The following is a 25035-nucleotide window of genomic DNA, read 5'->3' on the forward strand; positions in this document are numbered from 1 at the left end:
CGGTGGATCGCCATGCGCGTTTTCGACGTCAGGCCGCGAAAACCGAATGGGGCAGGATGAAGGGCTGGTCGGCCGGTGCCTGTCCGACGCGGATCGAGACGCCGAATACCGCCTGCAGCATGGCGTCGGTGAGGACGGCGCGCGGCGGTCCTTCGGCGGCAATGCGCCCCTTGTCGACGACGATGATGTGGTCGGCATAGAGGGCGGCGAGGTTCATGTCGTGCAGGATCGCCACCACGCCGCCGCCCCGTCGAGCGAAATCGCGCGCCGTGTCGAGGGTGAGGAGCTGGTGGCGCAGATCCAGGCTCGCCGTCGGCTCGTCGAGGAAGAGGTAATTGGGCTTGCCGTGCGGGCACGGTTCCCAGACCTGGCAGAGGACCCGCGCGAGGTGCACGCGTTGCTGCTCGCCGCCGGACAGCTCCTGGAAGAAGCGGCCGCCATAATCCTTCAGGTCGACACGCGCCAGCGCCGCGGTGACGCGCTCGCGCACAGCTTCCATGCTGCGTGGGCCGCTGACGCCGAGGCGCACGACCTCGTGGACCGTGAAGGGGAAGGCCAGCGACGAGGATTGCGGCAGCACCGCGCGGCGCGTCGCGACATGGCGCGCCTTCATGCGGGTCATGTCGGCGCCATCGAGGCGGATGGTGCCGCCCGCAAGCGCGATCTCGCCGGAGATCGCCTTCAATATCGTCGATTTGCCGGCGCCGTTCGGTCCGATGATACCGGTGACACGGCCGGGCTGGATCGCCAGCGATACGCTCGAGAGGATCTCGCGCTTGCCGGCGCGAATGGTGATGCGATCGGCTTCGATCATCCCGGCCCCCTAGAGATCGACCACGCCGCGTTTGCGCAGCAGGATGGAGAGGAAGAAAGGCGCGCCGATCGTGGCGGTGACGATGCCGATCGGCAGTTCGGCCGGGGCGACGATGACACGACAGACCATGTCCGCGGCGATCAGCAGGGCTGCGCCGAGCAGCGCGCTGGCCGGCAGCAGGGTCCGGTGTTCCGGCCCGATGGCAAGCCGCAGCACATGCGGCACGACGATGCCGACAAAGCCGATCACGCCGGCGAAGGCGACCGCCACGCCGACCGCGAGTGCGGTCGCGAATATCACGATGCTTTTCAGGCGCTGGGTGTCGATGCCGAGATGGCGCGCTTCCGATTCGCCGAGCACCAGCGCATCCAGCCCGCGCGCGCAGAACGGCATCAGTGCCAGCACCGCGATGATGGGCGGCGTGGCGATCAGGATCTTGGGCCAGGTTGCGCCGCCAAGGCTGCCCATCGACCAGAAGGTCAGCTCGCGCAGCTGCAGATCGTCCGAGCGGAAGACGAGATAGGAGGTGAGAGCGGCCGCCAGCGCGCCGAGCGCGATGCCGGCGAGCAGCATGGTGCCCACCGATGTGCGGCCTTCGCGCGTCGCAATGCCATAGAGGGTCAGTGTCGTGGCGAATCCACCGACAAAGGCCGCGATGGGCAGCGCGCCGATCCGCACGATGCCGGTGATCGGCGCAATCAGGGCCGAGCCGAGGACGATGACGAGCACGGCTCCGAGTGCGGCACCGGACGAGACGCCAACGAGGCCCGGATCGGCGAGCGGGTTGCGGAAGAGGCCCTGCATCATGGCTCCGGCGACGGCGAGCGATGCGCCGACGAGCGCACCGAGCAGGGTGCGCGGGATACGGATATCGAACAGGATGACGTGGCTCGTGCTGCCGACCGCGTCGAAGCGACCCGCGAGCGCATCCGCGATCAGCTGGCCGACCTCGCCCGTCGAAAGCCCCGACGGGCCGACGCAGAGCGAGCCGATCATCGTCGCGAGGAGAAGCACGCCGAGGACGACGATCGCCAGCTGTGCCCGGCTCCGGCGATCGCCGGCGACCGGCATCGACAAGGACATCGTCATCACTTGGCCGCCGAGGACTCGGGCAGTGTCAGCGACGGATAGATCTGATGGGCGAGGTCGCGGGCGGCGTCGGCGGTGCGCGGTCCGAAGCCGAGCAGATAGAGCCCGTCCATGACGATCAGCGCCTTGCTGGCGGCAGCCGGCGTCGCGGCCAGCGCGGGAACGGCGAATATCTTGTCGGCATCGGGAGCGTCGGCACCCGGGCGGTTCATCATGATGATCGAAGCCGGCTGTGCGGCCGCGAGCGCTTCGTCGGAGGCCGGCTTGTAGCCGGGAATGCCGGCCATCGGATTGATTGCACCGGCCAGGCCGATGATCGCATTGCCGGCCGTGCCCGATCCGGCCGCGAGCGGCTTGTCGGAAGCGAGGCTCATCAGGAAGACGGCCTTCTTGCGTTGATCGGCCGGAATCTTGGCAAGCGCCGCGTCGAGGGTCGCGAACTGGCTCTCGATCCGCGTGGCGAGCGCCTTGCCCTTCTCCTGCTCGCCCAGCACATCGGCGACCAGAGTCACCTTTTCGACGATGCCGGCGGCAGAATAGTGTTCTGGAACCACGACCATCGGCACGGCGGCTGCCTCGAGCAGCTCGATCGCCTCCTTCGGCCCGGCGCCGTCGACGGCGATGATCAGGTCCGGCTTGACGGAAAGCACGCCCTCGGCCGAGAGCGCGCGCATATAGCCGACATCCGGCTTCTGCGTGACCTCGGCGGGATAGAAGCTCGTCGAGTCGCGCGCGATCACGCGGTCACCGGCGCCGAGCGCATAGATGATCTCCGTCACCGCGCCGCCGATCGACACGATCCGCTTGGCATCTCCCACGGTCACTTCGCGGCCGGCTCCGTCGCGAATGGTCCGTTCGGCTGCGCTCGACTGGGCGATGGCACCCAGTGTGATCGCGACGGCAAAGGCGAGGCCGAGGGCGATCTGCGAACGGCGGCGCATGAGAAGCTCGAAGGGGTAGGGCATGCCGAAATGGAGGTGCTGCTGCGCGAGCATGGTGTTGATCCCGTCTACTTGTTCAGGATGAGCTTGCCGGCCCGGGTGACCCGCAGCCTGTAGTTCTCGCCGGCATGGCGAATGACGATTTCACGGGCGCCGCCGAAGAGATCGGCACTGGAAACAACCTTCAGTTCGGATGCGGCAGCCGGATCGATCGGCTCCGTCTTTTCGTCGGCGGGGGAGGGTGTGTGCATGGCTGCGGAGGCCTTCACGACCGCCGGGACGGTCGCTTTCTTGAGTTGTTCTAAAGTTGCGAACCATTCGCAACAATTTAGTTGACTGGCGTACTCATCTTTTCCTATCACCGCAAGTGAAACATCGCTTCCGTCGATGCGTTCGGCCGAAAAGCCGAGCCGCTGCTTCGGTTGCGTCCTGCCAAGCACGCGAGATCGTCGGCCCGGATTCGGCCGCTCGAGCAGCCAGCCAGGCGCTTCCTTCAAACGCCTACGGGGGTCTCGATGCGTGTCGTTCGACACAAGACTTGGTTGATGGCTGGAACCACTGCCGCGCTCTTTCTCGGCATGTCGGCAATGTCGGCTTCGGCGCAGCAGGCTACGGCCACGAAGACTGCGAGCACGGAGAAAGGGACGACGACGACCGCTGGCGCGACCGAATTGCAGGCCGTCGAGGTGACGGCGACCAGCGGGACTGCCGGCAGCAGTTCCCCCGCCGTCACGGCCAAGGAAGGCACGGCGATGGTCACGACGACGACCTCGTCGGAGATCACCGAGAAGATGATCCAGAGCTGGGACGATTTCGGCAAGCGCGCCGAACCCGGCGTGAACTACAACGACCAGAACAAGAGCATCAATGTCCGCGGTCTCGACGAGAACAACGTCGTGACCACCATTGACGGCATCCGCATTCCCTATCTCGGCGTCGGCAGTGCGCGCACGGGTGACGGCGGCGGCCTCTCGACCTTCGATTTCAGCGGCCTGAGTGCGATCGACGTGGTCCGTGGCGCCGATTCCAGCATCGCCGGCTCGGGCGCGATGGGCGGCCTCGTGGCGCTGACGACGCTGAGCGCCGATGACCTGCTGACCGAAGGCAGGAATTTCGGCTTCCTGACCAAGAACACCTATAACAGCGCCAATCAGAGCATCACCACCTCGAACGCGATCGCGGGCCGGGTCAGCGATACGGCGCTCCTGATCCAGGGCTCCTATTCGAACGGTCACGAGACGGAGACGCAGGGCACGGTCGGCGGCTACGGCTCGACGCGCACCGAAGCCAATCCGATGGACTACGACCAGTACAGCCTGCTCGGCAAACTGTCGCAGAGCTTCGACGGCGGCCACGAACTGACGCTGACCGGTGAAACGTTCAAGTATGATTCGACCACGGATGCGATGACCAGCCAGTCGAAGACCGGCAATTATCGCCCCGGCAACTATTATACGGGCGAGGTCGCCGAGCGGCAGCGCGTCTCGCTGACCTATGACTACGCGGCGCCCGAAAAGGGCATGTGGGTCGATAAGGCCCAGGCGATCCTCTACTGGCAGAGCGTGCAGACCGAAGCCGACGTCAACGGCTATCGCTACACCAGCGTCATCGGCCCCTATGTCCGCGAAAACTCGAACCAGATCGATGAGTTCGGCGGCAAGGGATTCGTGCAGAAGGACGTCCAGATCGCCGGCTACAGCAACAACTTCACCGTTGGCGGCGAACTCTTCCTGACCGACACCACGCAATATTCGTTCGGCATCGACAATTGCCCGGCCAATGCCAAGACCTCGCCCTGCTCGATGCTGCATAGCGATCAGGCCGACAGTCCCGAAGCCAAGGGCACCACGCTTGCCATCTATGCCCGGGACGACATCGCGCTCACCGACCAGGTGACACTGACGCCGGGGCTTCGTTTCGACTGGTATGAGCAGAAGCCGCAGGAGACGGACGGCTACGATTCGAGCAATCCGGCCTATAAGGGGTTGCCGGCGGATTCGAGCGGCTCGAAGCTGTCGCCGAGCCTGCTCGGTACATGGAAGGCGACCGAGGACCTGAGCTTCTACGCGCAATGGGCGCAGGCCTTCACGGCGCCGACACCGGGCCAGCTCTACCTGACCTATGGCGGTCCCGGCGCCTATGTCTCACTCGGCAATCCTGATCTCCAGGCGCAGGAGGGTTCGGGCTATGAGGCGGGCCTGAAGTATGGCGATCAGGCGCTCGGTGGCGGCCTGTCGATCTTCAACAATTACTACAAGAACTTCATCGACGCGAAGTCGCTGACGGCCGCCGAGGCCGCCGCTGCCGGATACCCGCTTTCGCAATATCCGCTCGGCGTCACGCGCTATGAGAACATCGACAGCGTCCGGATCTACGGTATCGAGGCGCGCGGCAATTGGGAGTTCGCCCCGCACTGGAAGACATGGGGTTCGCTTGCCTGGATGGTCGGCCAGAACCAGACCGACAATAGCTGGCTCGATTCCGTTCCGCCGCTGAAGGGCATTGTGGGCGTGGGCTATTCGACCGAGGAATGGGGTTCGGATGTCCTCGTTACGGCCGCTGCCGTGAATGCACAGACGTCGAGCTCGTTCAACGCGCCGGCCTATGCGGTCGCGGACTGGACGGTCTGGTGGACGCCCAAGCAGTTCAAGGGGCTGCGCCTGCAGGGTGGTGTCTTCAACATCTTCGACGCGACTTACTTCAACGCGCTCGACGTGCCCACCACGGTCACCAATACGAGCTCCAATCTCGACTTCTATTCCGAGCCGGGTCGCAACTACCGGGTCAACCTGACCTATCAGTTCTGATCCGCTCAATGAGAAACGTCGGGTGGGCGGTGTGGTGACACCTGCTCGACGCGAGGGGGGAGGCCGGTTTCCGGTCGTCCCTCCTCACTTATTCCGCTATTGCGGCCGATACCGCTTTCACCACGATCGATGCTCACACCACGACGGGATTTCACCATGTATATCGCCATGAACCGCTTCAAGGTCATCAAGGGCTCGGAGGCCGATTTCGAGGAGGTCTGGCGCTCGCGCGACCGCCATCTCGATGAACTGGAAGGCTTCGTCGATTTCCACCTCCTGAAGGGTCCGGAAGCCGAGGATCACACGCTCTATTCCTCGCACACCGTCTGGAAGACCCATGACGACTTCGTCGCCTGGACGAAATCGGAACAGTTCCGCAAGGCCCACCGCAATGCGGGCGATCGCAAGCCGATGTTCCTGGGTCATCCGCAGTTCGAGGGCTTCGAGGCCGTCGAAGGCATCTAGCGCCGAAAGCGTTCCCGATCTTGTGAACAGGTCAGCGCACCTGCCCTAATTGCTATTGAATCACCTTGCAGATAGTAAGGTTCATATAGCAATTTGTGGCCGTCAGGTGCCTGCGTCTTGCCTTTCGGAGGCGACGCCCACGTGCGGACGGCCCTCGGGAATGTCCTCATGGTCCACAAGCACCACGCGCCGCGCGATCCACATTACAAGTGGGTCGCGCTCTCCAATACGACGCTGGGCATGCTCGCCGCGTCGATCAACGGCTCGATCCTGTTGATCAGCCTGCCGGCGATTTTTCGCGGCATCGGGCTCAAGCCGCTCGAGCCCTCCAACGTCAACATCCTGCTCTGGTCGATCATGGGCTACATGGTTGCGACATCGGTGCTGGTCGTGACGTTCGGACGGCTCGGCGACAGCCTCGGCCGGGCGCGGATCTATAATCTGGGCTTCCTGATCTTCACGGTCTGCGCCGTCGCCTTGAGCCTGATCCCCGGGTCAGGGCCGTTCGCGGCCTGGTACCTGATCGCGGTGCGCGTCGTGCAGGGCGTCGGTGGTGCCATGCTGATGGCGAATTCGACCGCGATCCTGACCGATGCATTCCCGAAGGATCAGCGCGGCCTGGCGCTGGGCATCAATACCGTGGCGGCGATCGGCGGTTCGTTCATCGGGCTTCTGATCGGGGGATTGCTTGCCGACATCAACTGGCAGCTGGTCTTCTGGATCAATGTGCCCTTCGGCGTGATCGGCACGGCCTGGGCCTATTGGAAGCTGAAGGATCGCACGGCGCCGAAGCATCGTCCGGTCGACTGGATCGGCAATTTCACTTTCGGCATCGGCCTGATCCTGATCCTGATCGGCATAACGGAGGGCATCCAGCCCTATGGCGCCCATGCCATGGCCTGGACCAGTCCGGAGGTTCTCGGCCTGCTGATCGTCGGATTGGCCCTGATCCTGGTCTTCCTCTTCGTCGAGCAACGCGTCGCCTTCCCGATGTTCGATCTGAAGCTCTTCCGCATCCGGCCCTTCTCGCTCGGCAATCTCGCGAGCCTCGGCGCCTCGATCGGCCGCGGCGGGCTGCAGTTCATGCTGATCATCTGGCTGCAGGGCATCTGGCTGCCGCTGCACGGCTATTCCTTCGAGGAGACGCCGCTCTGGGCCGGCATCTTCATGTTGCCGCTGACGCTCGGCTTCCTCGTCGCGACGCCGGTCTCCGGCTATCTTTCCGATCATCACGGCGCGCGCCCCTTCGCGGTCGGCGGCATGCTGCTCGGCGCCGCGAGCTTCGCCGCGCTGATGACGCTGCCGCCGGATTTCAGCTATCCGTTGTTCGCGCTCCTCCTCTTCGTCAACGGGCTCGGTTCCGGCCTGTTCGTGGCGCCGAATTCGACCGCGATCATGAATTCCGTCCCGGCCGCCGAGCGCGGCCAGGCCGCCGGCATGCGCGCGACCACGCTCAATGCCGGACAGGTGCTGTCGATCGGCATCTTCTTCAGCCTGATGATCGTCGGCCTGACGGAGCAATTGCCGGCCGCGATGGAGGCGGCGCTGGTACAGCAATCCGTGCCCGAGGCGATTGCCCATCATGCGGCGTCGGCACCGGCCGTGGCGAGCCTCTTCGCTGCCTTCCTCGGCTATAATCCGATGGGCGAACTGCTCTCGCCCGACGTGCTGGCGAGCCTGCCGGCCGCCAATGCGGCCGAGATCACGGGCAAGACGTTCTTCCCGCATCTGATGGCCGGCCCTTTCATGCACGGCCTCGTCTTCGCCTTCACCTTCTCGATGACCCTGAACCTGCTCGCGGCTGCGGCCTCGTGGGGCGCGGGCGGAAAATTCGTTCACGCCGAGGCGGAGCCGTCCAAGGAAGCGGTGCCCGCCGCCGAATAGGCGGCGGCATCCGGGCATCTTGTCAGGTCACACGATAAAAGATATATCTTACGTTATAACGAAGATAGATCGTACCGATGCGCGTCGATCGCGGCGCGCGACGAGGATTGTGATGACCGAGACCACGACGGAACCCCATGCCATTCGCCGTATGCGCCATGAGACGCGCCGCCGCCTTCTGACGGTGATGGCCGTCGATCGGCTGACGCCCCGCATGCTGCGCATCCATTTCGCGTCGGACGATTTCGCCGATTTCGTGAGCGCTGCGCCCGATGACCACATCAAGCTGTTCTTCCCGGACGTCGATCCGGCTGTGGAGGGTGGCAAGCCGGTGATGCGCGATTTCACGCCGCGCGCCTTCGATGTCGCGAAGGGAACGCTGACGATCGACTTTGCGCTGCACGAGGCGGGCCCGGCGACGCAATGGGCGGCTGGCGCAACCGTGGGCCAGACGCTCGAAATCGGCGGCCCGCGCGGCTCCATGGTCGTGCCGGATGATTTCGACTGGTACTGGCTGATCGGCGACGAGACGGCACTGCCTGCCATCGGGCGCTGGGTCGAGCAGCTTCCGGCCGGCAAGCCGGTGCTCACGGCGGCGGTCATTGCCGATGCCGGGGAGATCCAGTCCTTCGACGCCAGGGCGGATTGGGATTCCCTCTGGAGCCTGCGCAGCGAAGCGGGCGCGGATGATGCCGCAGCACTGAAGGCGGCGCTCGATCGCAAGGCTCTCCCGGCCGGCGACGGCTTTGTCTGGATCGCCGCGGAATCATCGGTCGCGCGAGCCCTGCGCGCCTATGTCGTGGAAGAGCGTGGCCATCCAAAAGTCTGGATGAAGGCTTCCGGCTATTGGAAGCGCGGCGAGGCCGACGCGCACGAGCGGATCGACGACTGAACCGGCGCAGGAGGGGAGGCGGGCCCCGCATAGGCCCGCCCCTCAGCCTATTTCAGCCAGGTGTCGTAATCCGATACCAGCAGGTGCCAGGGCGCGACGTCTTCCTCGATATTGGAGAAGCGGCCGATCGGCTCGCGGAAGACGTTGTCGGTCAGGTCGTCATTGACGGTCGAGACTTCGCCGATCAGCACGTCCTTGCCCTCGCCCCAGAAGGCGTGCCAGACGCCGGGGAGCAGCGTGACGCTCTCGCCGGGATCGAGCTTCAGGATGCCGCCGGCCGGCATCCTCCGGATGATGCCGTCGGTCGGAACCTCGACTTCGGCCTTCGGGTCGGGATTGCCGTCCGCATCGCTCATGAAGAGCTCGAGCGTCAGCGTGCCACCGCCGCGATTGATGATGTCTTCCGCCTTCACGACATGGCGGTGCATCGGCGAAAGCTGGTCCTTGCGCGAGATCATGATCTTCTCGGCATAGAGCATGCCCCGGCCGGTCGACAGATCGGCCTGGTTTCCGTTCCGGACCGTGAAGAGGAAGAGGCCGAGTTCGTCGAACTTCTCCTTGCCGTAATCCGTGATGTCCCAGCCGAGCCGGGCATCGATGATGCCCTTGGCGTTCGCGGCACGGCTCTTGAATTCCTCCGGCGTCCAATAGGCGAAGGGCGGCAGGATAAAGCCGAAGGAACGGATGAAATCGTCCGCTTCCTTCATGATCTCGTTGATGCGCGAACGCTTCATTTGCAATGTCTCCTCGGCACATGGCCGGCCCTCTTCCGCCGGCCGCGGGAGACTAAGCGCTCGTCGCCGCGTCGAAAAGACGAAATCGCTTTTCGTCCAGCCGGATTCGCGGCTCAGGCGGGGAAGATGCGCCAGTGATTGGGCCGGAAGGCAACCTGGCTGCCGATCTGACGCCCCTGGTCTGCCGGCACGTCGATCTCGGCGCGATGGGCCTCCGCGCCGACGTGGAGCTCTAGCCGGCGGCGCGCACCATGCCGCCGCTCCGCGATGATCTGGCCCGAGATCGCGGGGCCGCCATCCTGCACGATCGCAATGTCGTGCGGCCGGAAGCCGAGCGTGGCCGTGCCGGACTGGCCCTGCGGGGCGGCCAGGCCGACGGGCCGGCCATCGAGCTGGATCTGCCCGTCGACGAGCGTGACCGGCAGCAGAGAGGATTCGCCGATGAAGGAGAAGACGAACGGGCTCGCCGGCTGGTCATAGATCTCGTCCGCGGTGCCGACCTGCTCGATGCGCCCCTTCGACATCACGACCACGCGGTCGGCGAGTTCCAGCGCCTCTTCCTGGTCATGCGTGACGAAGAAGGTCGTATGGCCGGTGCGGTCGTGGATCTCGCGCAGCCAGCGGCGGAGATCCTTGCGCACCTGCGCATCGAGCGCGCCGAACGGCTCGTCGAGCAGCAGGACACGCGGCTCGATGGCGAGCGCGCGGGCGAGCGCCACGCGCTGGCGCTGGCCGCCGGAAAGCTGTGCCGGATAGCGCTTCTCCAGGCCGCCGAGCTGGACGAGGTCGAGCAGGTGCAGCACGCGCTTGCGGATCTCCGCCTTTGGCGGGCGCGATGCGCGCGGGCGAACCGTCAGGCCGAAGGCGATGTTGTCGAACACCGTCATATGGCGAAACAGCGCATAGTGCTGGAACACGAAGCCGATATTGCGATCCTGCACCGGCAGGCCGAGCGCGTCCGAGCCGTCGAAGAGCACGCGTCCCGATGTCGGCGCGTCGAGGCCGGCCAGGATGCGCAGCAGGGTCGTCTTGCCCGAGCCGGAAGGGCCCAGCAGGGCGACGAGCTCGCCGGCCTTCACATCGAGCGACACGCCATGCAGAGCGGGCGTGTCGTCGAATGCCTTCACGACATTCTCGATCGATACGTCGATCGGCAGGCCGAGCGCGATGGAGTCCTCAGTGACGACCGGGGTGATCGCGTTCATCATGTTCACCTCAGTGGCGGCGGGTCGCGGCGATCTCGTCGGCATAACGCCATTCCAAGACCGACTTGACGATGAGTGTAAAGAGGGCAAGCAGCGCAAGAAGCGATGCGACCGCGAAAGCTGCTGCGAAATTATACTCGTTGTAGAGGATCTCGACATGCAGCGGCATGGTGTTGGTCAGGCCGCGTATATGGCCGGAAACCACGGAAACCGCGCCGAATTCGCCCATGGCGCGGGCGTTGCAGAGCAGGACGCCATAGAGCAGCGCCCATTTCACGTTTGGCAGCGTCACGCGGAAGAAGACCTGCCAGCCGGATGCACCGAGCGATAGCGCCGCCTCCTCGTCGCCCTGTCCCTGTTCTTCCATCAGCGGGATGAGTTCCCGCGCGACGAAGGGGAAGGTGACGAAGATCGTGGCGAGCACGATGCCCGGCACGGCGAAGATCACCTGGATGCCGTAGCTCTTCAGGATCGGCCCGAGCAGGCTGTGCGAACCGAACATCAGGATGTAGATCAGGCCCGAAATGACCGGCGAGACAGAAAAGGGCAGGTCGATCAGCGTGTTGAGCAGGCTCTTGCCCCTGAAGTCAAACTTGGCGATAGCCCAGGAGGCGGCGAGGCCGAAGACGAGATTGCAGGGCACGGCGATCGCGGCGACCAGCAGCGTCAGGCGGATGGCGGCGGCCGCATCCGGCTCGAAGATCGCATCCATGAAGGCCTTTGGTCCGCCGCGTAGCGCCTCGACGAAGACGGCGACGACCGGAAGCAGCAGGAAGACCGCCAGGAAGACCAGCGACACGACGATGAGGCCGACGCGGACTCGCCGTCGCTCGATCGTGACCGGCCGGAAATGAACCGCCGCGGCGCCGGGCAGGCGCTCGCGGGTGAAGGCTGCATCAGACATCGCCATAGCGTCGACGGCTCCAGCTTTGGACGAGGTTGATGGCAAGCAGGATCAGGAACGAAGCAATCAGCATCAGCACGGCAATGGTCGTCGCGCCCGAATAGGAGAATTCCTCGAGCTTGATGACGATCAGGAGCGGGGCGATCTCGGTCCTGTACGGGCTGTTGCCCGCGATGAAGATCACCGAGCCATATTCGCCGACGGCGCGCGCGAAGGCGAGCGCGAATCCGGTCAGCAGCGCCGGCATCAGGGTCGGCATGACGACGCGCCGAACCGTCTGCGCGCGTGTTGCGCCGAGCGTCGCCGAGACCTCCTCGACCTCGCGGTCGAAATCCTCCAGCACCGGCTGGACGCTGCGAACGACGAAGGGCAGCCCGATGAAGACGAGCGCGATCACGATTCCGGTCGCGGAATAGGCGATGCGAATCCCGAACGGTTCGAAGAGCGAGCCGATCCAGCCGTTCGGCGCATAGAGCGCGGTCAAGGCGATGCCTGCGACGGCTGTGGGAAGCGCAAAGGGGAGGTCGACGATCGCGTCAATGATGCGCCGGCCGGGGAAATCATAGCGCACGAGGATCCAGGCCAGGATCATGCCGAAGACGGCGTTGATCGCTGCGGCGATGAAGGCCGTGCCGAAGGAGAGGCGCAGCGCCGCGAGCGTTCGTGCATCGGTTGCGATGCGGATGAACTCGGCTGGGCCGCCCTGCGCCGAGCGCCAGAACAGGCCCGCCAGCGGGATCAGGACGATCAGGCCCAGATAGCTCAAAGTGACGCCGAGCGCCAACCCGAATCCCGGGATGACGCTCGGCCTCTTGATGCTGGCGATGTGTAGGGCGGCCAATCGCTGATCCGTCAGTTATGCCTTCCGATGCGGAAGTGCGCCTCAGTTGGTCGGCTTGTAGATCTGGTCGAAGATGCCGCCATCACCGAAATGCTCCGGCTGCACCTTGGCCCAGCCGCCGAACTGCGGATCGTCGATCGTCACGAGCTCGATCTTCGGGAATCGGGCGAGATCGGCCGCGTCGACGAGCTCGGGCTCGGTCGGGCGATAGAAGTTCTTGGCCGCGATCTGCTGGCCTTCCTTGGAATAGAGATACTTCAGATAGGCCTCGGCCTGCTTGCGGGTACCCTTGGCGTCGACATTGGCGTCGACGACGGCGACGGGCGGCTCGGCCAGGATCGAGAGCGGCGGCACGACGATATCAAACTTGTCGGCGCCGAGTTCCTCCTGCGCCAGGAAGGCTTCGTTTTCCCAGGCGAGCAGAACGTCGCCGATGCCGCGCTGGGCGAAGGTGGTCGTCGAGCCGCGGGCGCCGGTGTCGAGCACCGGGACGTGCTTGTAGAGATTGCCGACGAATTCCTTGATCTTGGCCTCGTCATTGCCGAAGGCCTTGTTGGCATAGGCCCAGGCGGCCAGATAGTTCCAGCGCGCGCCGCCCGAGGTCTTCGGGTTCGGCGTGATCACCTCGACGCCGTCCTTGACCAGGTCGCCCCAGTCCTTGATCCCCTTCGGATTGCCCTTGCGGACGAGGAACACGATCGTCGAGGTATAGGGCGAGGCATTGTGCGGCAGCTTCGAGCGCCAGTCCGGCGCGATCTTGCCCGATTCCTTGACGATCGCATCGATATCGGCCTGCAGGGCCAGCGTCACGACATCGGCCTCGATCCCATCGATGACGGAGCGCGCCTGCTTGCCGGAGCCGCCATGCGACTGCTGGATCGTGACGGCCTCGCCCGTCTCCGCCTTCCAGTGCGCGGCGAAGGCCTCGTTATAGGCCTTGTAGAGTTCGCGCGTCGGATCGTAGCTGACATTCAGCAGGGTGACATCGGCGAATGCCGGTGGAATGGCCGTTGCGAGGCCCAGCGCCAGCGCGGCGAGAAGGCGCCGGATATGCCGCGCCATGGACGGATTGGTTCGGGCCATCGTGTGCTCCCTAGATCGATGATGCTGTTATCTCGACATAGGTAGTCGACAAATTCAAACCACGGACACGCGCCGCCGCACAGCCATTCTAGAAAATCGTTCCTAGATGGGGCTGTTTGCGGAAAATGTCGCGCCATCCGCTTCAAACTCCAGCGTCTCGGCCTCCTCGCGCAGGGCATCGGCGAGCGTCGTGGCATCGAAGAGCAGCAATTGCGCGGCATAGGCGCCAGCGAACATCCTTCGGACGGCGCAATTGGCCTCGTCCGGGCAATCGCTGCAGGGTTGGTAGGCCGTGCGTGAGATGCAGGAGAGCGGCGCGATCGGCCCGTCTATGGCGCGGAGCACCTGGCCGATCGTGACCTCCTCGGCCGGCTTGATCAGGATGTAGCCGCCCGTGCGCCCGCGCCGGCTGGCAATGATGCCGCGATGCTTCAGATCGAGCAGGATATGTTCGAGGAACTTGCGGGGGACGCCCGCCTGCCGGGCGATGTCGTCGATCTGGATCGTTTCGCCCTTGGGCTGGCGCGCCAGATGGATGAGCGCCTTGAACGCGTATTTGGCCTTCTGCGAGATCATGCGACGTCCGGCGAGCCCTGCCCGCATCCGAGGAATGCCCTTTCCTCATAGCGGATACGCGGCGCCGTGGGAATTGAAGCTTTTCGAGCTGCAACCGGCCTGCAAGCCTTTGTGACCCGCCGGGAAATCGGCTAAGAGGCTGGCATGAAGACGCTCGTCACCGGCGCGGCCGGCTTTATCGGATCAGAAGTCGCCCTCGCGCTGCTCGCGCGTGGCGACACCGTCATTGGTCTCGACAATCTCAACAGCTACTACGATCCCGCGCTGAAGCGCGCGCGGCTCGACCGGCTCGCCGCGCATCGCCATTTCGAATTTGTCGAGGCGAGCGTTTCGGACATGGCGGCGATCGAGCGGCTGATATCGGTGCACGCCGATATCGAGGTCGTCGTCCATCTCGCCGCCCAGGCCGGCGTTGCCTATTCGATCGAGAATCCGCTCGCCTATGTCGATGCGAATGTCACGGGGCAGACGGTCATCTTCGAGGCGGTGCGCCATCTCGCGAAGCTGAGGCACATCGTCTACGCCTCGTCTTCCTCGGTCTATGGCCTGAACGAGGACATTCCCTTCCGCGAGACCGACCGGGTCGACCGGCCTGCCTCGCTCTATGCGGCGACCAAGCGGGCGGGCGAACTGATCGCGCACAGCTATGCCCATGTGCATGGCGTCGCCTCGACGGGCCTGCGCTTCTTCACCGTCTATGGACCGTGGGGCCGGCCCGACATGGCGCCCTGGCTCTTCACCGGCGCCATTCTCGAAGGCCGGCCGATCACCGTCTTCAACAATGGCGAGATGCGGCGCGATTTCACCTATATCGACGACATCGTCGCCGGCACGCTGGGGGCGATCGACCGCCAGCCCCAGCCGGCCGAGGCCAAGATCTTCAATCTCGGCAACAACAAGCCGGTGGCGCTGATGGATTTCATCGCGTCGATCGAGGCTGCGGCCGGCCGCAAGGCCGAGATCGTCTTCGCCCCGATGCGAAAGGCCGATGTCATCGAGACCTTCGCGGATATCGAAGCCGCCGATGCCGCCTTCGGCTACAATCCGCAGGTTCGGATCGACGAGGGGATAGCCCGCTTCGTCGCGTGGTTCCGCGGGTACAACGCGCGCCCATAGGGCGTTGACGCGGCCGGTGTGGCCGGCCCATCATTTGGCTGGCCCGGCTTGGGCCGATTCAACGAGAAAGCGGCCCTCGCGCCGCCAGGGGGACGCTCATGCTGCGTGGCATCGATCCGATCATCGGGCCCGATCTTCTCTACACGCTCCGGGCCATGGGCCATGGCGACGAGATCGCCATCGTCGATGCCAATTTTCCCGCGCTCGCCATGGCGAAGCGGCTGATCCGCATGGATGGCCACGATGCCGTGACGGTGGCCGACGCGATCCTGAGCCTGATGCCGCTCGACCGTTTCGCGGCCGACGAGACCGCGATCCGCATGGAAGTCGTGGGCGACCCCGAAGCGGTGCCGCCGGTCTGCACGCTGTTTCAGGATGTCGTCGACCGCCGCGATCCGGGCTACAAGGTGGTCAAGCTGGAGCGCTTCGCCTTCTATGAGCGGGCGAAGCAGTCCTTCGCGATCGTCGCGACCGGCGAGCGCCGGCTTTATGGCAACATCATCCTGAAGATGGGCGTGATCGATCCCTGATCGCTCAGGCGCCGATCGGAGAGGCGAGCAGTGCGTCGAGCCGTGGCGTCGGCAGGTCCGGTGCCACGATCGCCTTCCAGGCGAGCAGCCCGCCGATCCGGCGCTTCTTCTTCTCGACATGGTTGCCGAAGATCTCCGCCAGGCGATGCGCCAGGAAGGGATTCTCGAATCGCTCGATGACTGAAAGCCGGTAGGCGGGTGCCTCGTCCACGCCGCCGGCGCGGAAGATGGGCAGGACCTCGTCGTCATAGAGGGTGTCGAGAATGGACCGCATCGCGCGGTCCGCCATGATCTCGCGCACCAGTTCGCCCTCGGGCCGGCCGGTCGCCTTCCAGTGCTCGGCGAGCACCGTATGGCCGAGGTTGAGGATGAAGAGCTTCAACCGCTCCACCACCGCCAGATCGTCCACCATGCGCACCGAGGGATGCTCGCAGGGCGGAACGAGACCGGGCTGCTTTTCGATTGCCCAGAGCGCATAGGGTTCCGCCACGGCACCGGCCGGCTCGATCGGCTCGGAAACGATGCGGTCGACGAGCGAGCTTGCGAAGATGCAGGCGGCGAGGAAATCGTGGAACTCCGGCGGCAGTCCGTTGGCCGTCGCCTGTCCGGAGAGGATGCCGCGCAGCACATCGCCGTTCCTCGGGATCAACTCGCAGGGAAAGAGAGTGAGCGGCGGCCGCCCGGCGCGCCAGCGTGCGACGAGCAGCTTCAGGAGCTTCAACGGGAAGGATTGCGGCACGCCGTCGCCGAGCTTTTCGCCCGGCACGAGTGCAAATCCGGCATCCGACGTGTTGGAGATCAGCGTCTCAGCTTCCTCGACGACGATCCGCTCGACCTCGTCCCACTGGCTGGCCGCCGATAGCCCCCGCACGATGATGGTGAGGTGGTCTGTCCGTTCGATCGGCCGCCCGTTCTCGAGGCCGCGCACGACGATCGGGATCGGCGTGCCGTTGAAGGCGCCGAGCCGGCCTGACCGCGCGCCGGAGCCCGTGGTCTGCACGATCGTTACCGGTCCGACATCCTGCCCGGCGTCGCGCGCCTGCGACAGGAACAGATCGGCATGCGCCTGCAGGAAGCGGCTGGTGCCGAATTGCACGATCGGCGTCACGGTCTTGTCGCTCACCCTCATCCTCCCTCAATTCGTCTCGGCCGGCTCGTCGCCATTGGTCCTGGCGGGCGGGACGGCTGGCAATGTCTTGGCCGTGCAGAGCCCGGCGGTCTCACGCAGTCGGTCGGTCTGTTCCGGCGTCATCGAACCGTCGAGCAGTGGTGCCAGCAGCTTGCTCGCCTTCAGCCCATCGAAGACGCAGGCGCAGTAGGACTGGCACCCCTCCGCGCTGTTTCCAAGCACGACGCAGCGATCGGCGCAATCGGCGCGCGCCGCATCCTCCGCCGCGTTCGGCATGAAGAGGTGCGCGACCGCGAAGAAGAAGGCATAGAGCACCGGCTGGTGGATCAGATAGACGGCGAGGCTGTGCCGCCCGCCGAAATCCAGCAGCCGTCCGATCGCGAACCGCGGCGTCCAGCGTGCGAGGCGCCGATCCCAGCCCTGATCGACACCGAAGCGGCCCAGCGCGAGCCCTGCCAGCACCACCCCGAACCATGGGAAGACCGGGACATAATCGAAGGATGGCGGCGATTCCGGCGCCAGTCCGACCCACCAGAGAGCGGGAAACGCGAAGATTGGATGCCGGAAGGCGAAGGGCACGACGAAGATGAACGCAGCCGAGACCAATGTGACCAGGGGCGGCAGGCGCAGGAACGGCAGCGCCAGAACGCTGGCGATCAGGATCTGGTGCAGGATGCCGAAGAAGACCCAGCCCTGCGGCAGGACGAAATAGGTGGCGATCGAAACCAGAGCGGCGGCGCCGGCCACCATGGCGAGGCGGCGAAGATAGGCGTGGAGCTTGAACCCGTTCCGCGTCGAAAGAACGAGGCTGACCCCGACCAGCGCCAGGAACGTGCCGGCGATCGCGCGCGCAAAGATGATCCAGCCGATCGAAGCGCCGGGATCGAAGCGAATGATGCGGAAATAGGAGACGTCCCAGGCGCCATGAAAGATCATCATGGCGATAAGCGCACCGCCGCGAATGACGTCGATCAGGGCAATCCGTCGCGGCGCCGATGCCTCAATCATGTGCATGCCCCGCCGAATGGCAGTTCCCAACACGCTCGCGCAGCCATAGTCTGCAAGCTGGTTGTGTTGCGCGTCTGAGGAATTTCATGACTGTCGTCCCGCTCATTGATCTTTCCGATCCTCGCGGTCCCGGTGCGGTCGCTGATGCGATCGGCCGGACCTGCCGCGAGACAGGGTTTTTTATGGTGACGGGCCACGGCGCGGATGACGCCGTTGTCGCGAGGGGCTGGCAGGCGACGCGCGCCTTTTTCGACCGGCCCGTCGACGAGAAGCTGACGGCGGGCATGCCCTATCCGGGCTATCCCTATGGCTATAGTCCGGTCAAGGGCGAGACGCTCGCCGCCTCGCTCGGCGATGCGACGCCGGCCGATCTCAAGGAGACGTTTTCGTTCGGGCCTTCCGCCTTCAACCGGCTCGACCACAAGCCCGCCGACGATGCCGAGGCGTTTGTCTTCTCAGCCAATCCCTGGCCTGTCGGCGGTGATGATTTCCGCGCCGCCGTGATGGCCTATTACCGCGAAATGTCGGCGCTCGCCGGCCGAATCATGCGCTTCTTCGCGCTCGCGCTCGATCTGCCGGAGACCCATTTCGACCGCTTCATCGACCATGAGGCGAGCGCACTCCGCCTGCTGAACTATCCCGATCTGGTCGAGGACCCGGTTCCCGGCCAATTGCGCGCCGGCGTCCATTCCGACTATGGCTCGCTCACGATTCTGATGCAGGAGGACGCGCCGGGCGGGCTCGAGGTCAAGGGGCTCGATGGCGCCTGGCACAAGGTGCCGGCCACGCCGGGAAGCTTCGTCATCAATATCGGCGATCTGATGCAGCGGTGGACGAACGACCTCTGGAAGTCGACATTGCACCGCGTGACGATCCCGCCGCGCGACATTGGTCGTTCGGCGCGCCGACAGTCCATGGCCTTTTTCCATCAGCCCAATTGGGATGCCGAAATAGCCTGCATAGAAACCTGCCTGGCGCCGGGCGAAAGCGCCAAATATCCACCGGTCGGGTCGGGAGAATATCTTGCGTCGAAGTTTCGCTCGACTGTCTCGAAAGCCTGATCGTCGTGTCCTGCCGCGCCGGGCTGCGGCTCTGGCGCGAATGTTGCGTCATCCAGAACCGATCTACCGTCGCTAAAGTCATCTGAAGTCCGTCGCCGGAGAAATAGAACAGACGATGTCGATTCTCGCCGCGCTTCGCCATGTTACCCGCTACCGCTACGACAAGCCCGTCCAACTCGGTCCACAGGTCATCCGCCTGCGGACGGCGCCGCATTGCCGCACCAAGGTGCCGAGCTATTCGCTCAAGGTGACGCCGGCCAATCATTTCGTGAATTGGCAGCAGGATCCACACGGCAACTGGCAGGCGCGATTCGTCTTTCCGGAAAAGACCAAGGAATTTGCGATCGAGGTCGACCTTCTGGCCGAGCTCGAGGTGTATAATCCGTTCGATTTCTTCGTCGAGCCTTATGCCGACCAGTTTCCCTTCGTCTATGAGCCGTCGCTCGCCGAGGAACTCGCCGCCTATCTCGTGCCGGAGCCGGCCGGTCCGCTGCTGACGTCCTTCATGGAGACGATCCCGCGCGGCCCGATGCAGATCGTCGACTTCCTGGTCTCGATCAACCAGCGCCTGCAGAGCGACATACGCTATCTGATCCGCATGGAGCCCGGCGTGCAGACGCCGGAAGAGACGCTTTCGACGGCCGCTGGCTCCTGCCGCGATTCGGGCTGGCTGCTGGTGCAGACCTTGCGCCATCTCGGCCTCGCCGCACGCTTCGTGTCGGGCTATCTCATTCAGCTGAAGCCGGACGTGAAGGCGCTCGACGGACCCTCGGGCACCGAGGTGGATTTCACCGATCTGCACGCATGGGCCGAGGTGTATGTTCCAGGCGCCGGCTGGATCGGCATGGACCCGACCTCCGGGCTCTTCACGGGTGAAGGCCACCTGCCGCTCTGCGCGACGCCTCATTACCGGTCGGCCGCGCCGATCACCGGCGCGTTCTCGGCCGAGCCCGACACCAAGACGGAATTCGAGTTCGAGATGCGGGTCGACCGCGTGGCCGAGAAGCCGCGCGTGACGCTGCCTTTCTCCGATGAGAGTTGGGCGGCGCTCGACGCGCTCGGCCACCAGGTCGATGCCGACCTGAGGGCGCATGATGTGCGCCTGACCATGGGCGGCGAGCCGACCTTCGTCTCGATCGACGATTACCAGGCGGCGGAATGGAATACCGCCGCCGTCGGGCCGACCAAGCGGATCCGTGCCGACGAGTTGATCCGCCGCCTGCGCGAACGCTTCGCGCCCGGCGGGTTCCTGCATTATGGCCAGGGCAAGTGGTATCCGGGCGAAAGCCTGCCGCGCTGGACCTTCGCGCTCTACTGGCGCAAGGACGGCAAGCCGATCTGGAACGATCCGAGCCTGATTGCCGCCGAGCACCAGCCGCAGAAGGCGACGGCCGAACAGGCCGGCGCGCTGCTCGAGGATCTCGCTGACCGGCTCGGCATCGGCGCCAGCTACGTCATTCCCGCCTATGAGGATCCGGCCCATTGGATTCTCAAGGAGGCCGAACTTCCTGAAAACGTCACGACGTCCGATTCGAAGCTCGATGATCCTGAGGCTCGGGCGCGCATCGCCCGCGTCTTCGAGCGCGGCCTCGGCAATCCCTCGGGCTATGTGCTGCCCGTGCAACGCTGGCAGGCCAAGGCGCAGCCGCGGCGGCGCTGGGCATCGGAGAAATGGCCGCTCCGCCGTGGCAAGATGTTCCTTGTGCCCGGCGACAGCCCGGTCGGCTTCCGCCTGCCGCTATCGTCACTGCCTTACGTTCCGGCCTCGTCCTATCCATTCATCATCCAGGCCGATCCGGGCTCGATCAACGCGCCGCTGCCTGATCCGGAAGAGCTCGCCGCACAGGTTTCGCGCCGTGGCGCGGACGGCGCCGATGCGGATCGCGCCGAGCAGATCGAGCAGTACTTCACCGGGACGGGCGCCGTCCGAACGGCACTGTCGATCGAGCCGCGCGATGGCCGCCTTTGCGTCTTCATGCCGCCGACCGAACGGCTGGAGGATTATCTGGAGCTGCTCGCCTCCGTCGAGGCTTCGGCGCGCGATCTCGGCCTGCCGGTTCATGTCGAGGGCTATCCGCCGCCGATCGACCCGCGCATCGACGTCATCAAGGTGACGCCGGACCCGGGCGTCATCGAGGTCAACATCCATCCCGCCGCCGACTGGACCCAGTGCGTCGCGACGACACGCGATCTCTATGAGGAGGCGCGTCTTTCGCGCCTCGGCACCGAGAAGTTCATGACCGATGGCCGCCACACGGGAACGGGCGGCGGCAATCACGTCGTGGTCGGTGGTGCCCATCCCGCCGACAGTCCCTTCCTGCGCCGGCCGGACCTCTTGAAGAGCCTTGTGCTCTACTGGCAGCGCCATCCTTCGCTCTCCTACATGTTCTCGGGCTTGTTCATCGGCCCGACCAGCCAGGCCCCGCGCATCGACGAGGCGCGGCACGACAGCCTCTACGAGCTGGAAATCGCGATGTCGAAAGTGCCCTCGCCGAACTGGGGGGCTCCGCCGCCCTGGCTCGTCGACCGGCTCTTCCGCAATTTGCTGGTGGATGTCACCGGCAATACGCACCGCGCCGAGATCTGCATCGACAAGCTCTATTCGCCCGATGGGCCGACGGGCCGGCTCGGGCTGGTCGAGTTCCGCTCGTTCGAAATGCCGCCGGATTACCGCATGAGCCTCGCTCAGCAGCTCCTGCTGCGCGCGCTCATCGCCTGGTTCTGGAAGCAGCCGCAGCAGGGATCGCTGATCCGCTGGGGCACGCAGTTGCATGACCGCTTCATGCTGGAGCATTTCGTCTGGTCGGATTTCCGCGACGTGCTGACCGATCTCGAACGGGCTGGCTATCCGTTCGATCCGACATGGTTCGAGGCGCAGCGCGAGTTCCGCTTCCCCTTCTTCGGCGCTATCGAGCAGCAGGGCGTAAAGCTCGAATTGCGGCAGGCGCTCGAGCCCTGGCATGTGATGGGCGAGGAGGGGGCGATCGGCGGCACGGTGCGCTATGTCGACAGCTCGGTCGAGCGCATCCAGGTCAAGGCCGACGGCTTCGACCCCGGCCGCCATGTCATCGCCTGCAATGGACGCCGCATCCCGATGCATTCGACGGGCATTGCCGGCAGCTATGTGGCGGGCGTCCGCTACAAGGCGTGGCAACCCGCATCGGGCCTGCATCCGACGATTCCCGTCCATGCGCCACTCACCTTCGACATCGTCGATACCTGGTCGGGCCGTTCGCTGGGCGGCTGCGTCTATCATGTCGCCCATCCCGGTGGCCGCAACTACGACACCTTCCCGGTCAACTCCTACGAGGCCGAGGCACGACGGCTCGCCCGCTTCGAGTCGATTGGTCATACCGGTGGCGCCTTCCTGCCGCCGATCGAGATGCCATCGGGCGAATTCCCGCTGACGCTCGATCTTCGCCGTCCGGCCGGTCTCTAGGACATGGTGGCACGCACGGAAACGCCGCGCAGGGGCCGGGCCGCAGCCGACAGGGCGCTGCGTCTCGTCGCGCATTATCGGCCCTTGCCGGGCGTTGCCGACGAGTTCATCGACAAGAATGGCCGTATCCGCCCGCACTGGATGCGCTTCGTCGAGACCATGGCGGCGCTGGGCCCGGGCGAGGTCGAGCATCGTTTCGAACTCGCCGACCGGCACCTGGCTGATTCGGGCGTCGTCTTCCGCGTCTATGGCGCGGAGAATGGCGACGAGCGGCCGTGGCCGCTGTCGCATGTTCCGTTCCTGATCGAGCCGAATGAATGGCGTCACCTCGAGGCGGGCCTCATCCAGCGGGCCAAGCTGCTCGATACGATCCTCGGCGATGTCTATGACGAGGGAAAGCTCGCCGCCGACGGTGCCCTGCCTGCGGCGATCATTGCCGGCAGCCCCGAATTCCTGCGGCCGCTCGTCGGCTCGAAGCCGGTCGGCGGCCATCATCTGAGGATCTACGCGGTCGATGTCGGCCGTGGTCCGGACGGGCGCTGGTGGGTCATCTCCGACCGCACGCAGGCGCCGTCCGGCGCGGGCTATGCGCTGGAAAACCGCATCGCGCTTTCGCGCGCGCTGCCCGATGTCTACCGCTCGTTCAATGTCGAGCGTCTCGCCGGCTTCTTCCAGGATTTTCGCAGCGGCCTGAACGCGCTCAATCGGCATGAGGAGACGCGCGTCGCACTGCTCACGCCCGGTCCCTTGAACGAGACCTATTTCGAACACGCCTATCTCGCGCGCTATCTCGGTTTTGTGCTGGTGGAGGGCGAGGACCTGACCGTGCGCGACGACACGGTCTATATGCGCACGATTTCCGGCTTGAAGCGCGCGGACGTGCTGCTCCGCCGTCTCGACGCCGATTTCGCCGACCCGCTCGAATTGAACCCGGCCTCGCGGCTCGGCGTCCCCGGCCTTGCCGGTGCGATCCGCCAGCGCAATGTGGCGATCGCCAATGCGCTCGGATCGGGGATCATCGAGGCGCGCGCCATGATGGGGTTCATCCCCGGTCTCGCCGAGCGCATTCTGGGCGAGAAGCTGATCCTGCCGAATGTCGCCACCTGGTGGTGTGGACAGACGCTGGAGCGCGACCATGTGCTGGCGGAATTCGACCGCATGGTGATCGCGCCGGCGCTCGGCGCAACGGTCCCTGGCATTCTCGAACGCGGCCCCGTGCTCGGCGGCGATCTGGAGCCGGAGGAAAAGGAAAAGCTGATCGCGGCGATCGCCCGGCGTGGCAGCGATTTCGTCGGCCAGGAAGTGGTCAAGCTCTCGACCACGCCGGTCTGGCGCGGCACGGGCGACAGCGCTCATCTGGAGCCACGGCCTTCGATCCTGCGCCTCTATGTCGCCCGCTCCGCCGATGGCTGGACGGTGATGCCGGGCGGCTTCTGCCGTATCTCCGATCGGCCGGATGCGCGCGCCATGACGCTGCAGCAGGGCGGCGCGTCGGCCGATGTCTGGGTCATGTCCGATCGACCGGTTGCCGAGACGACATTGCTCGCCTCGCCCGACAAGGTCGCGCTCCGCCGCGTCACCTCGACCTTGCCGAGCCGGGCCGCGGAAAATCTCTTCTGGCTCGGTCGCTATGTCGAGAGAACCGAGGCGGCGCTCAGGATCATCCGCGCCATTGCCGGCCGTCTGGTCGATGAAGGCGGCGATGGCGCCGCGGTCACGGCCAGGCTTGTCGCCATACTGATCGCATCGGGCGCGGCGAGCACCAATGACGGGCCGATGCAGCCGGCGCCGCTCGCGCTCTCGGCGCTCACCGACCGCAAGGCCTTCAACACCGTACCCCGCCTCGCCGAGGCCTCGCGCCGGGCGGCATCGGTCATTCGCGACCGTCTGTCGCCGGATGCCTGGCGCGCCGTTGCGGATCTGGAAATCCTGATGCAGGCGCCGCTCGAATCGCGCACCGGCAGCGACATGCTGGAGCGGGCGAACGAGGCACTCCGCCTGATCGCCGCATTCTCCGGCCTCGCCCAGGAAAACATGGTGCGCCACAATGGCTGGCGCTTCCTCGAACTCGGCCGCCGCATCGATCGCGGCCTCGCAGTGGCGCGGGCGACGCGCTATTGCGGGCTGAGCGGCCAGCCTGCCGAACTCGACGCCCTGCTCGAACTCGCCGACAGCCAGATCACCTATCGCATCCGCTATGTGATGGAAGCTGCCCGCATGCCCGTGGTCGATCTCGTGCTGCTCGATGCGGGCAATCCCCGCGCACTCGCCTTTCAGGCGGACCGGATTCGCCAGTCTCTGGCCGATCTTCCCGCCCATGCCCCGGCCGGCATTCTCGGCGCGGCCGATCGCCTCGCGACCCGTCTTTCCACCGAACTCGGCACGGCGGATGTCGCCGATCTCGATCACGACACGATCTTCGGCTACGAGACCGCCCTGATGCGGATTTCCGATGAGATCGCGCTCGCCTATTTCACCCATCGGCGAGCGACCGATCCGACCGAGGCCGGGGACTGA

General features: G+C 65.3%; 21 protein-coding genes. 9 read left to right on the forward strand and 12 right to left on the reverse strand.

Annotated elements, in window-relative coordinates; all coding sequences use genetic code 11:
• Positions 1 to 28 precede the first annotated feature (28 nt).
• The 4 genes from QO014_RS10130 to hemP are packed head-to-tail and all read right to left on the reverse strand — an operon-like array spanning position 29 to position 3095.
• Positions 29 to 814 (reverse strand): heme ABC transporter ATP-binding protein, encoded by a 786-nt coding sequence (locus tag QO014_RS10130; protein ID WP_266348553.1) that lies wholly within the window; start codon positions 812 to 814, stop codon positions 29 to 31.
• Positions 815 to 823: 9 nt separating this feature from the next.
• Positions 824 to 1903 carry a FecCD family ABC transporter permease gene (locus QO014_RS10135; protein ID WP_266348554.1) on the reverse strand — a complete coding sequence of 360 codons (1080 nt, stop codon included), beginning with the start codon at positions 1901 to 1903 and terminating at the stop codon, positions 824 to 826.
• Positions 1903 to 2898, reverse strand: coding sequence for a heme/hemin ABC transporter substrate-binding protein (locus tag QO014_RS10140; RefSeq protein WP_266348555.1), 996 nt, complete (start codon positions 2896 to 2898; stop codon positions 1903 to 1905). The genes QO014_RS10135 and QO014_RS10140 overlap by 1 nt, the downstream gene beginning before the upstream one ends.
• Before the next feature lie 14 nt (positions 2899 to 2912).
• Positions 2913 to 3095: a hemin uptake protein HemP gene (gene hemP, locus QO014_RS10145; RefSeq protein ID WP_266348631.1), complete on the reverse strand. Its 183-nt coding sequence runs from the start codon at positions 3093 to 3095 to the stop codon at positions 2913 to 2915.
• Between the two features lie 294 nt (positions 3096 to 3389).
• Between hemP and QO014_RS10150 the strand changes: the two genes are divergently transcribed.
• From QO014_RS10150 to QO014_RS10165, 4 genes are all read left to right on the forward strand, one after another.
• Positions 3390 to 5651: a TonB-dependent hemoglobin/transferrin/lactoferrin family receptor gene (locus tag QO014_RS10150; RefSeq protein WP_266348556.1), complete on the forward strand. Its 2262-nt coding sequence runs from the start codon at positions 3390 to 3392 to the stop codon at positions 5649 to 5651.
• A gap of 156 nt (positions 5652 to 5807) precedes the next feature.
• Entirely contained in the window at positions 5808 to 6116 is a 309-nt protein-coding gene (gene hmuQ / locus QO014_RS10155; protein ID WP_266348557.1) for a heme-degrading protein HmuQ, read from the forward strand.
• Positions 6117 to 6284: 168 nt separating this feature from the next.
• Entirely contained in the window at positions 6285 to 8000 is a 1716-nt protein-coding gene (locus QO014_RS10160) for an MFS transporter (protein ID WP_266348558.1), read from the forward strand.
• 112 nt (positions 8001 to 8112) lie between these two features.
• The gene (locus QO014_RS10165) at positions 8113 to 8892 is read left to right on the forward strand and encodes a siderophore-interacting protein (protein WP_266348559.1); all 780 of its coding nucleotides are present in this window, start codon (positions 8113 to 8115) and stop codon (positions 8890 to 8892) included.
• 47 nt (positions 8893 to 8939) lie between these two features.
• On the opposite strand, the gene QO014_RS10170 is transcribed toward QO014_RS10165, so the two are convergent.
• The 6 genes from QO014_RS10170 to QO014_RS10195 form a co-directional block, all read right to left on the reverse strand.
• A complete protein-coding gene (locus tag QO014_RS10170) occupies positions 8940 to 9626 on the reverse strand; it encodes a D-lyxose/D-mannose family sugar isomerase (protein ID WP_266348560.1) in 687 nt (228 codons plus the stop codon).
• Positions 9627 to 9739: 113 nt separating this feature from the next.
• On the reverse strand, positions 9740 to 10777 hold the full coding sequence (locus QO014_RS10175) for a sulfate/molybdate ABC transporter ATP-binding protein (protein ID WP_266348632.1): 1038 nt from the start codon (positions 10775 to 10777) through the stop codon (positions 9740 to 9742).
• Between the two features lie 64 nt (positions 10778 to 10841).
• On the reverse strand, positions 10842 to 11741 hold the full coding sequence (cysW, locus tag QO014_RS10180) for a sulfate ABC transporter permease subunit CysW (RefSeq protein ID WP_266348561.1): 900 nt from the start codon (positions 11739 to 11741) through the stop codon (positions 10842 to 10844).
• Positions 11728 to 12576 carry a sulfate ABC transporter permease subunit CysT gene (gene cysT, locus QO014_RS10185; protein WP_266348562.1) on the reverse strand — a complete coding sequence of 283 codons (849 nt, stop codon included), beginning with the start codon at positions 12574 to 12576 and terminating at the stop codon, positions 11728 to 11730. The genes cysW and cysT overlap by 14 nt, the downstream gene beginning before the upstream one ends.
• A 42-nt stretch (positions 12577 to 12618) precedes the next feature.
• Positions 12619 to 13659, reverse strand: a complete 1041-nt coding sequence (locus QO014_RS10190; RefSeq protein ID WP_266348563.1) for a sulfate ABC transporter substrate-binding protein — start codon at positions 13657 to 13659, stop codon at positions 12619 to 12621.
• 102 nt (positions 13660 to 13761) lie between these two features.
• Positions 13762 to 14235, reverse strand: a complete 474-nt coding sequence (locus tag QO014_RS10195) for an RrF2 family transcriptional regulator (RefSeq protein WP_266348564.1) — start codon at positions 14233 to 14235, stop codon at positions 13762 to 13764.
• 144 nt (positions 14236 to 14379) lie between these two features.
• Between QO014_RS10195 and QO014_RS10200 the strand changes: the two genes are divergently transcribed.
• The gene (locus tag QO014_RS10200) at positions 14380 to 15351 is read left to right on the forward strand and encodes an NAD-dependent epimerase/dehydratase family protein (protein ID WP_266348565.1); all 972 of its coding nucleotides are present in this window, start codon (positions 14380 to 14382) and stop codon (positions 15349 to 15351) included.
• Between the two features lie 98 nt (positions 15352 to 15449).
• Positions 15450 to 15881 (forward strand): RbsD/FucU family protein, encoded by a 432-nt coding sequence (locus tag QO014_RS10205; protein WP_266348566.1) that lies wholly within the window; start codon positions 15450 to 15452, stop codon positions 15879 to 15881.
• A 4-nt stretch (positions 15882 to 15885) separates the two neighbouring features.
• Here QO014_RS10205 and QO014_RS10210 read toward each other — a convergent pair whose 3' ends face one another.
• Both QO014_RS10210 and QO014_RS10215 read right to left on the reverse strand, forming a co-directional pair.
• Complete coding sequence (locus QO014_RS10210; RefSeq protein ID WP_266348567.1) at positions 15886 to 17004, reverse strand: mannitol dehydrogenase family protein; 1119 nt, start codon at positions 17002 to 17004, stop codon at positions 15886 to 15888.
• Positions 17005 to 17016: 12 nt separating this feature from the next.
• On the reverse strand, positions 17017 to 18018 hold the full coding sequence (locus tag QO014_RS10215; protein ID WP_266348568.1) for a heparan-alpha-glucosaminide N-acetyltransferase: 1002 nt from the start codon (positions 18016 to 18018) through the stop codon (positions 17017 to 17019).
• Between the two features lie 86 nt (positions 18019 to 18104).
• Between QO014_RS10215 and QO014_RS10220 the strand changes: the two genes are divergently transcribed.
• The 3 genes from QO014_RS10220 to QO014_RS10230 all read left to right on the forward strand — a co-directional run bounded on the left by QO014_RS10220 (position 18105) and on the right by QO014_RS10230 (position 25035).
• On the forward strand, positions 18105 to 19079 hold the full coding sequence (locus QO014_RS10220) for an isopenicillin N synthase family dioxygenase (protein WP_266348569.1): 975 nt from the start codon (positions 18105 to 18107) through the stop codon (positions 19077 to 19079).
• Between the two features lie 115 nt (positions 19080 to 19194).
• Positions 19195 to 22518, forward strand: coding sequence for a transglutaminase family protein (locus tag QO014_RS10225; RefSeq protein WP_266348570.1), 3324 nt, complete (start codon positions 19195 to 19197; stop codon positions 22516 to 22518).
• Positions 22519 to 22521: 3 nt separating this feature from the next.
• Complete coding sequence (locus tag QO014_RS10230) at positions 22522 to 25035, forward strand: circularly permuted type 2 ATP-grasp protein (RefSeq protein WP_266348571.1); 2514 nt, start codon at positions 22522 to 22524, stop codon at positions 25033 to 25035.

The sequence above is a fragment of the Kaistia dalseonensis genome, from assembly GCF_030814715.1.
GTDB lineage: Bacteria > Pseudomonadota > Alphaproteobacteria > Rhizobiales > Kaistiaceae > Kaistia > Kaistia dalseonensis.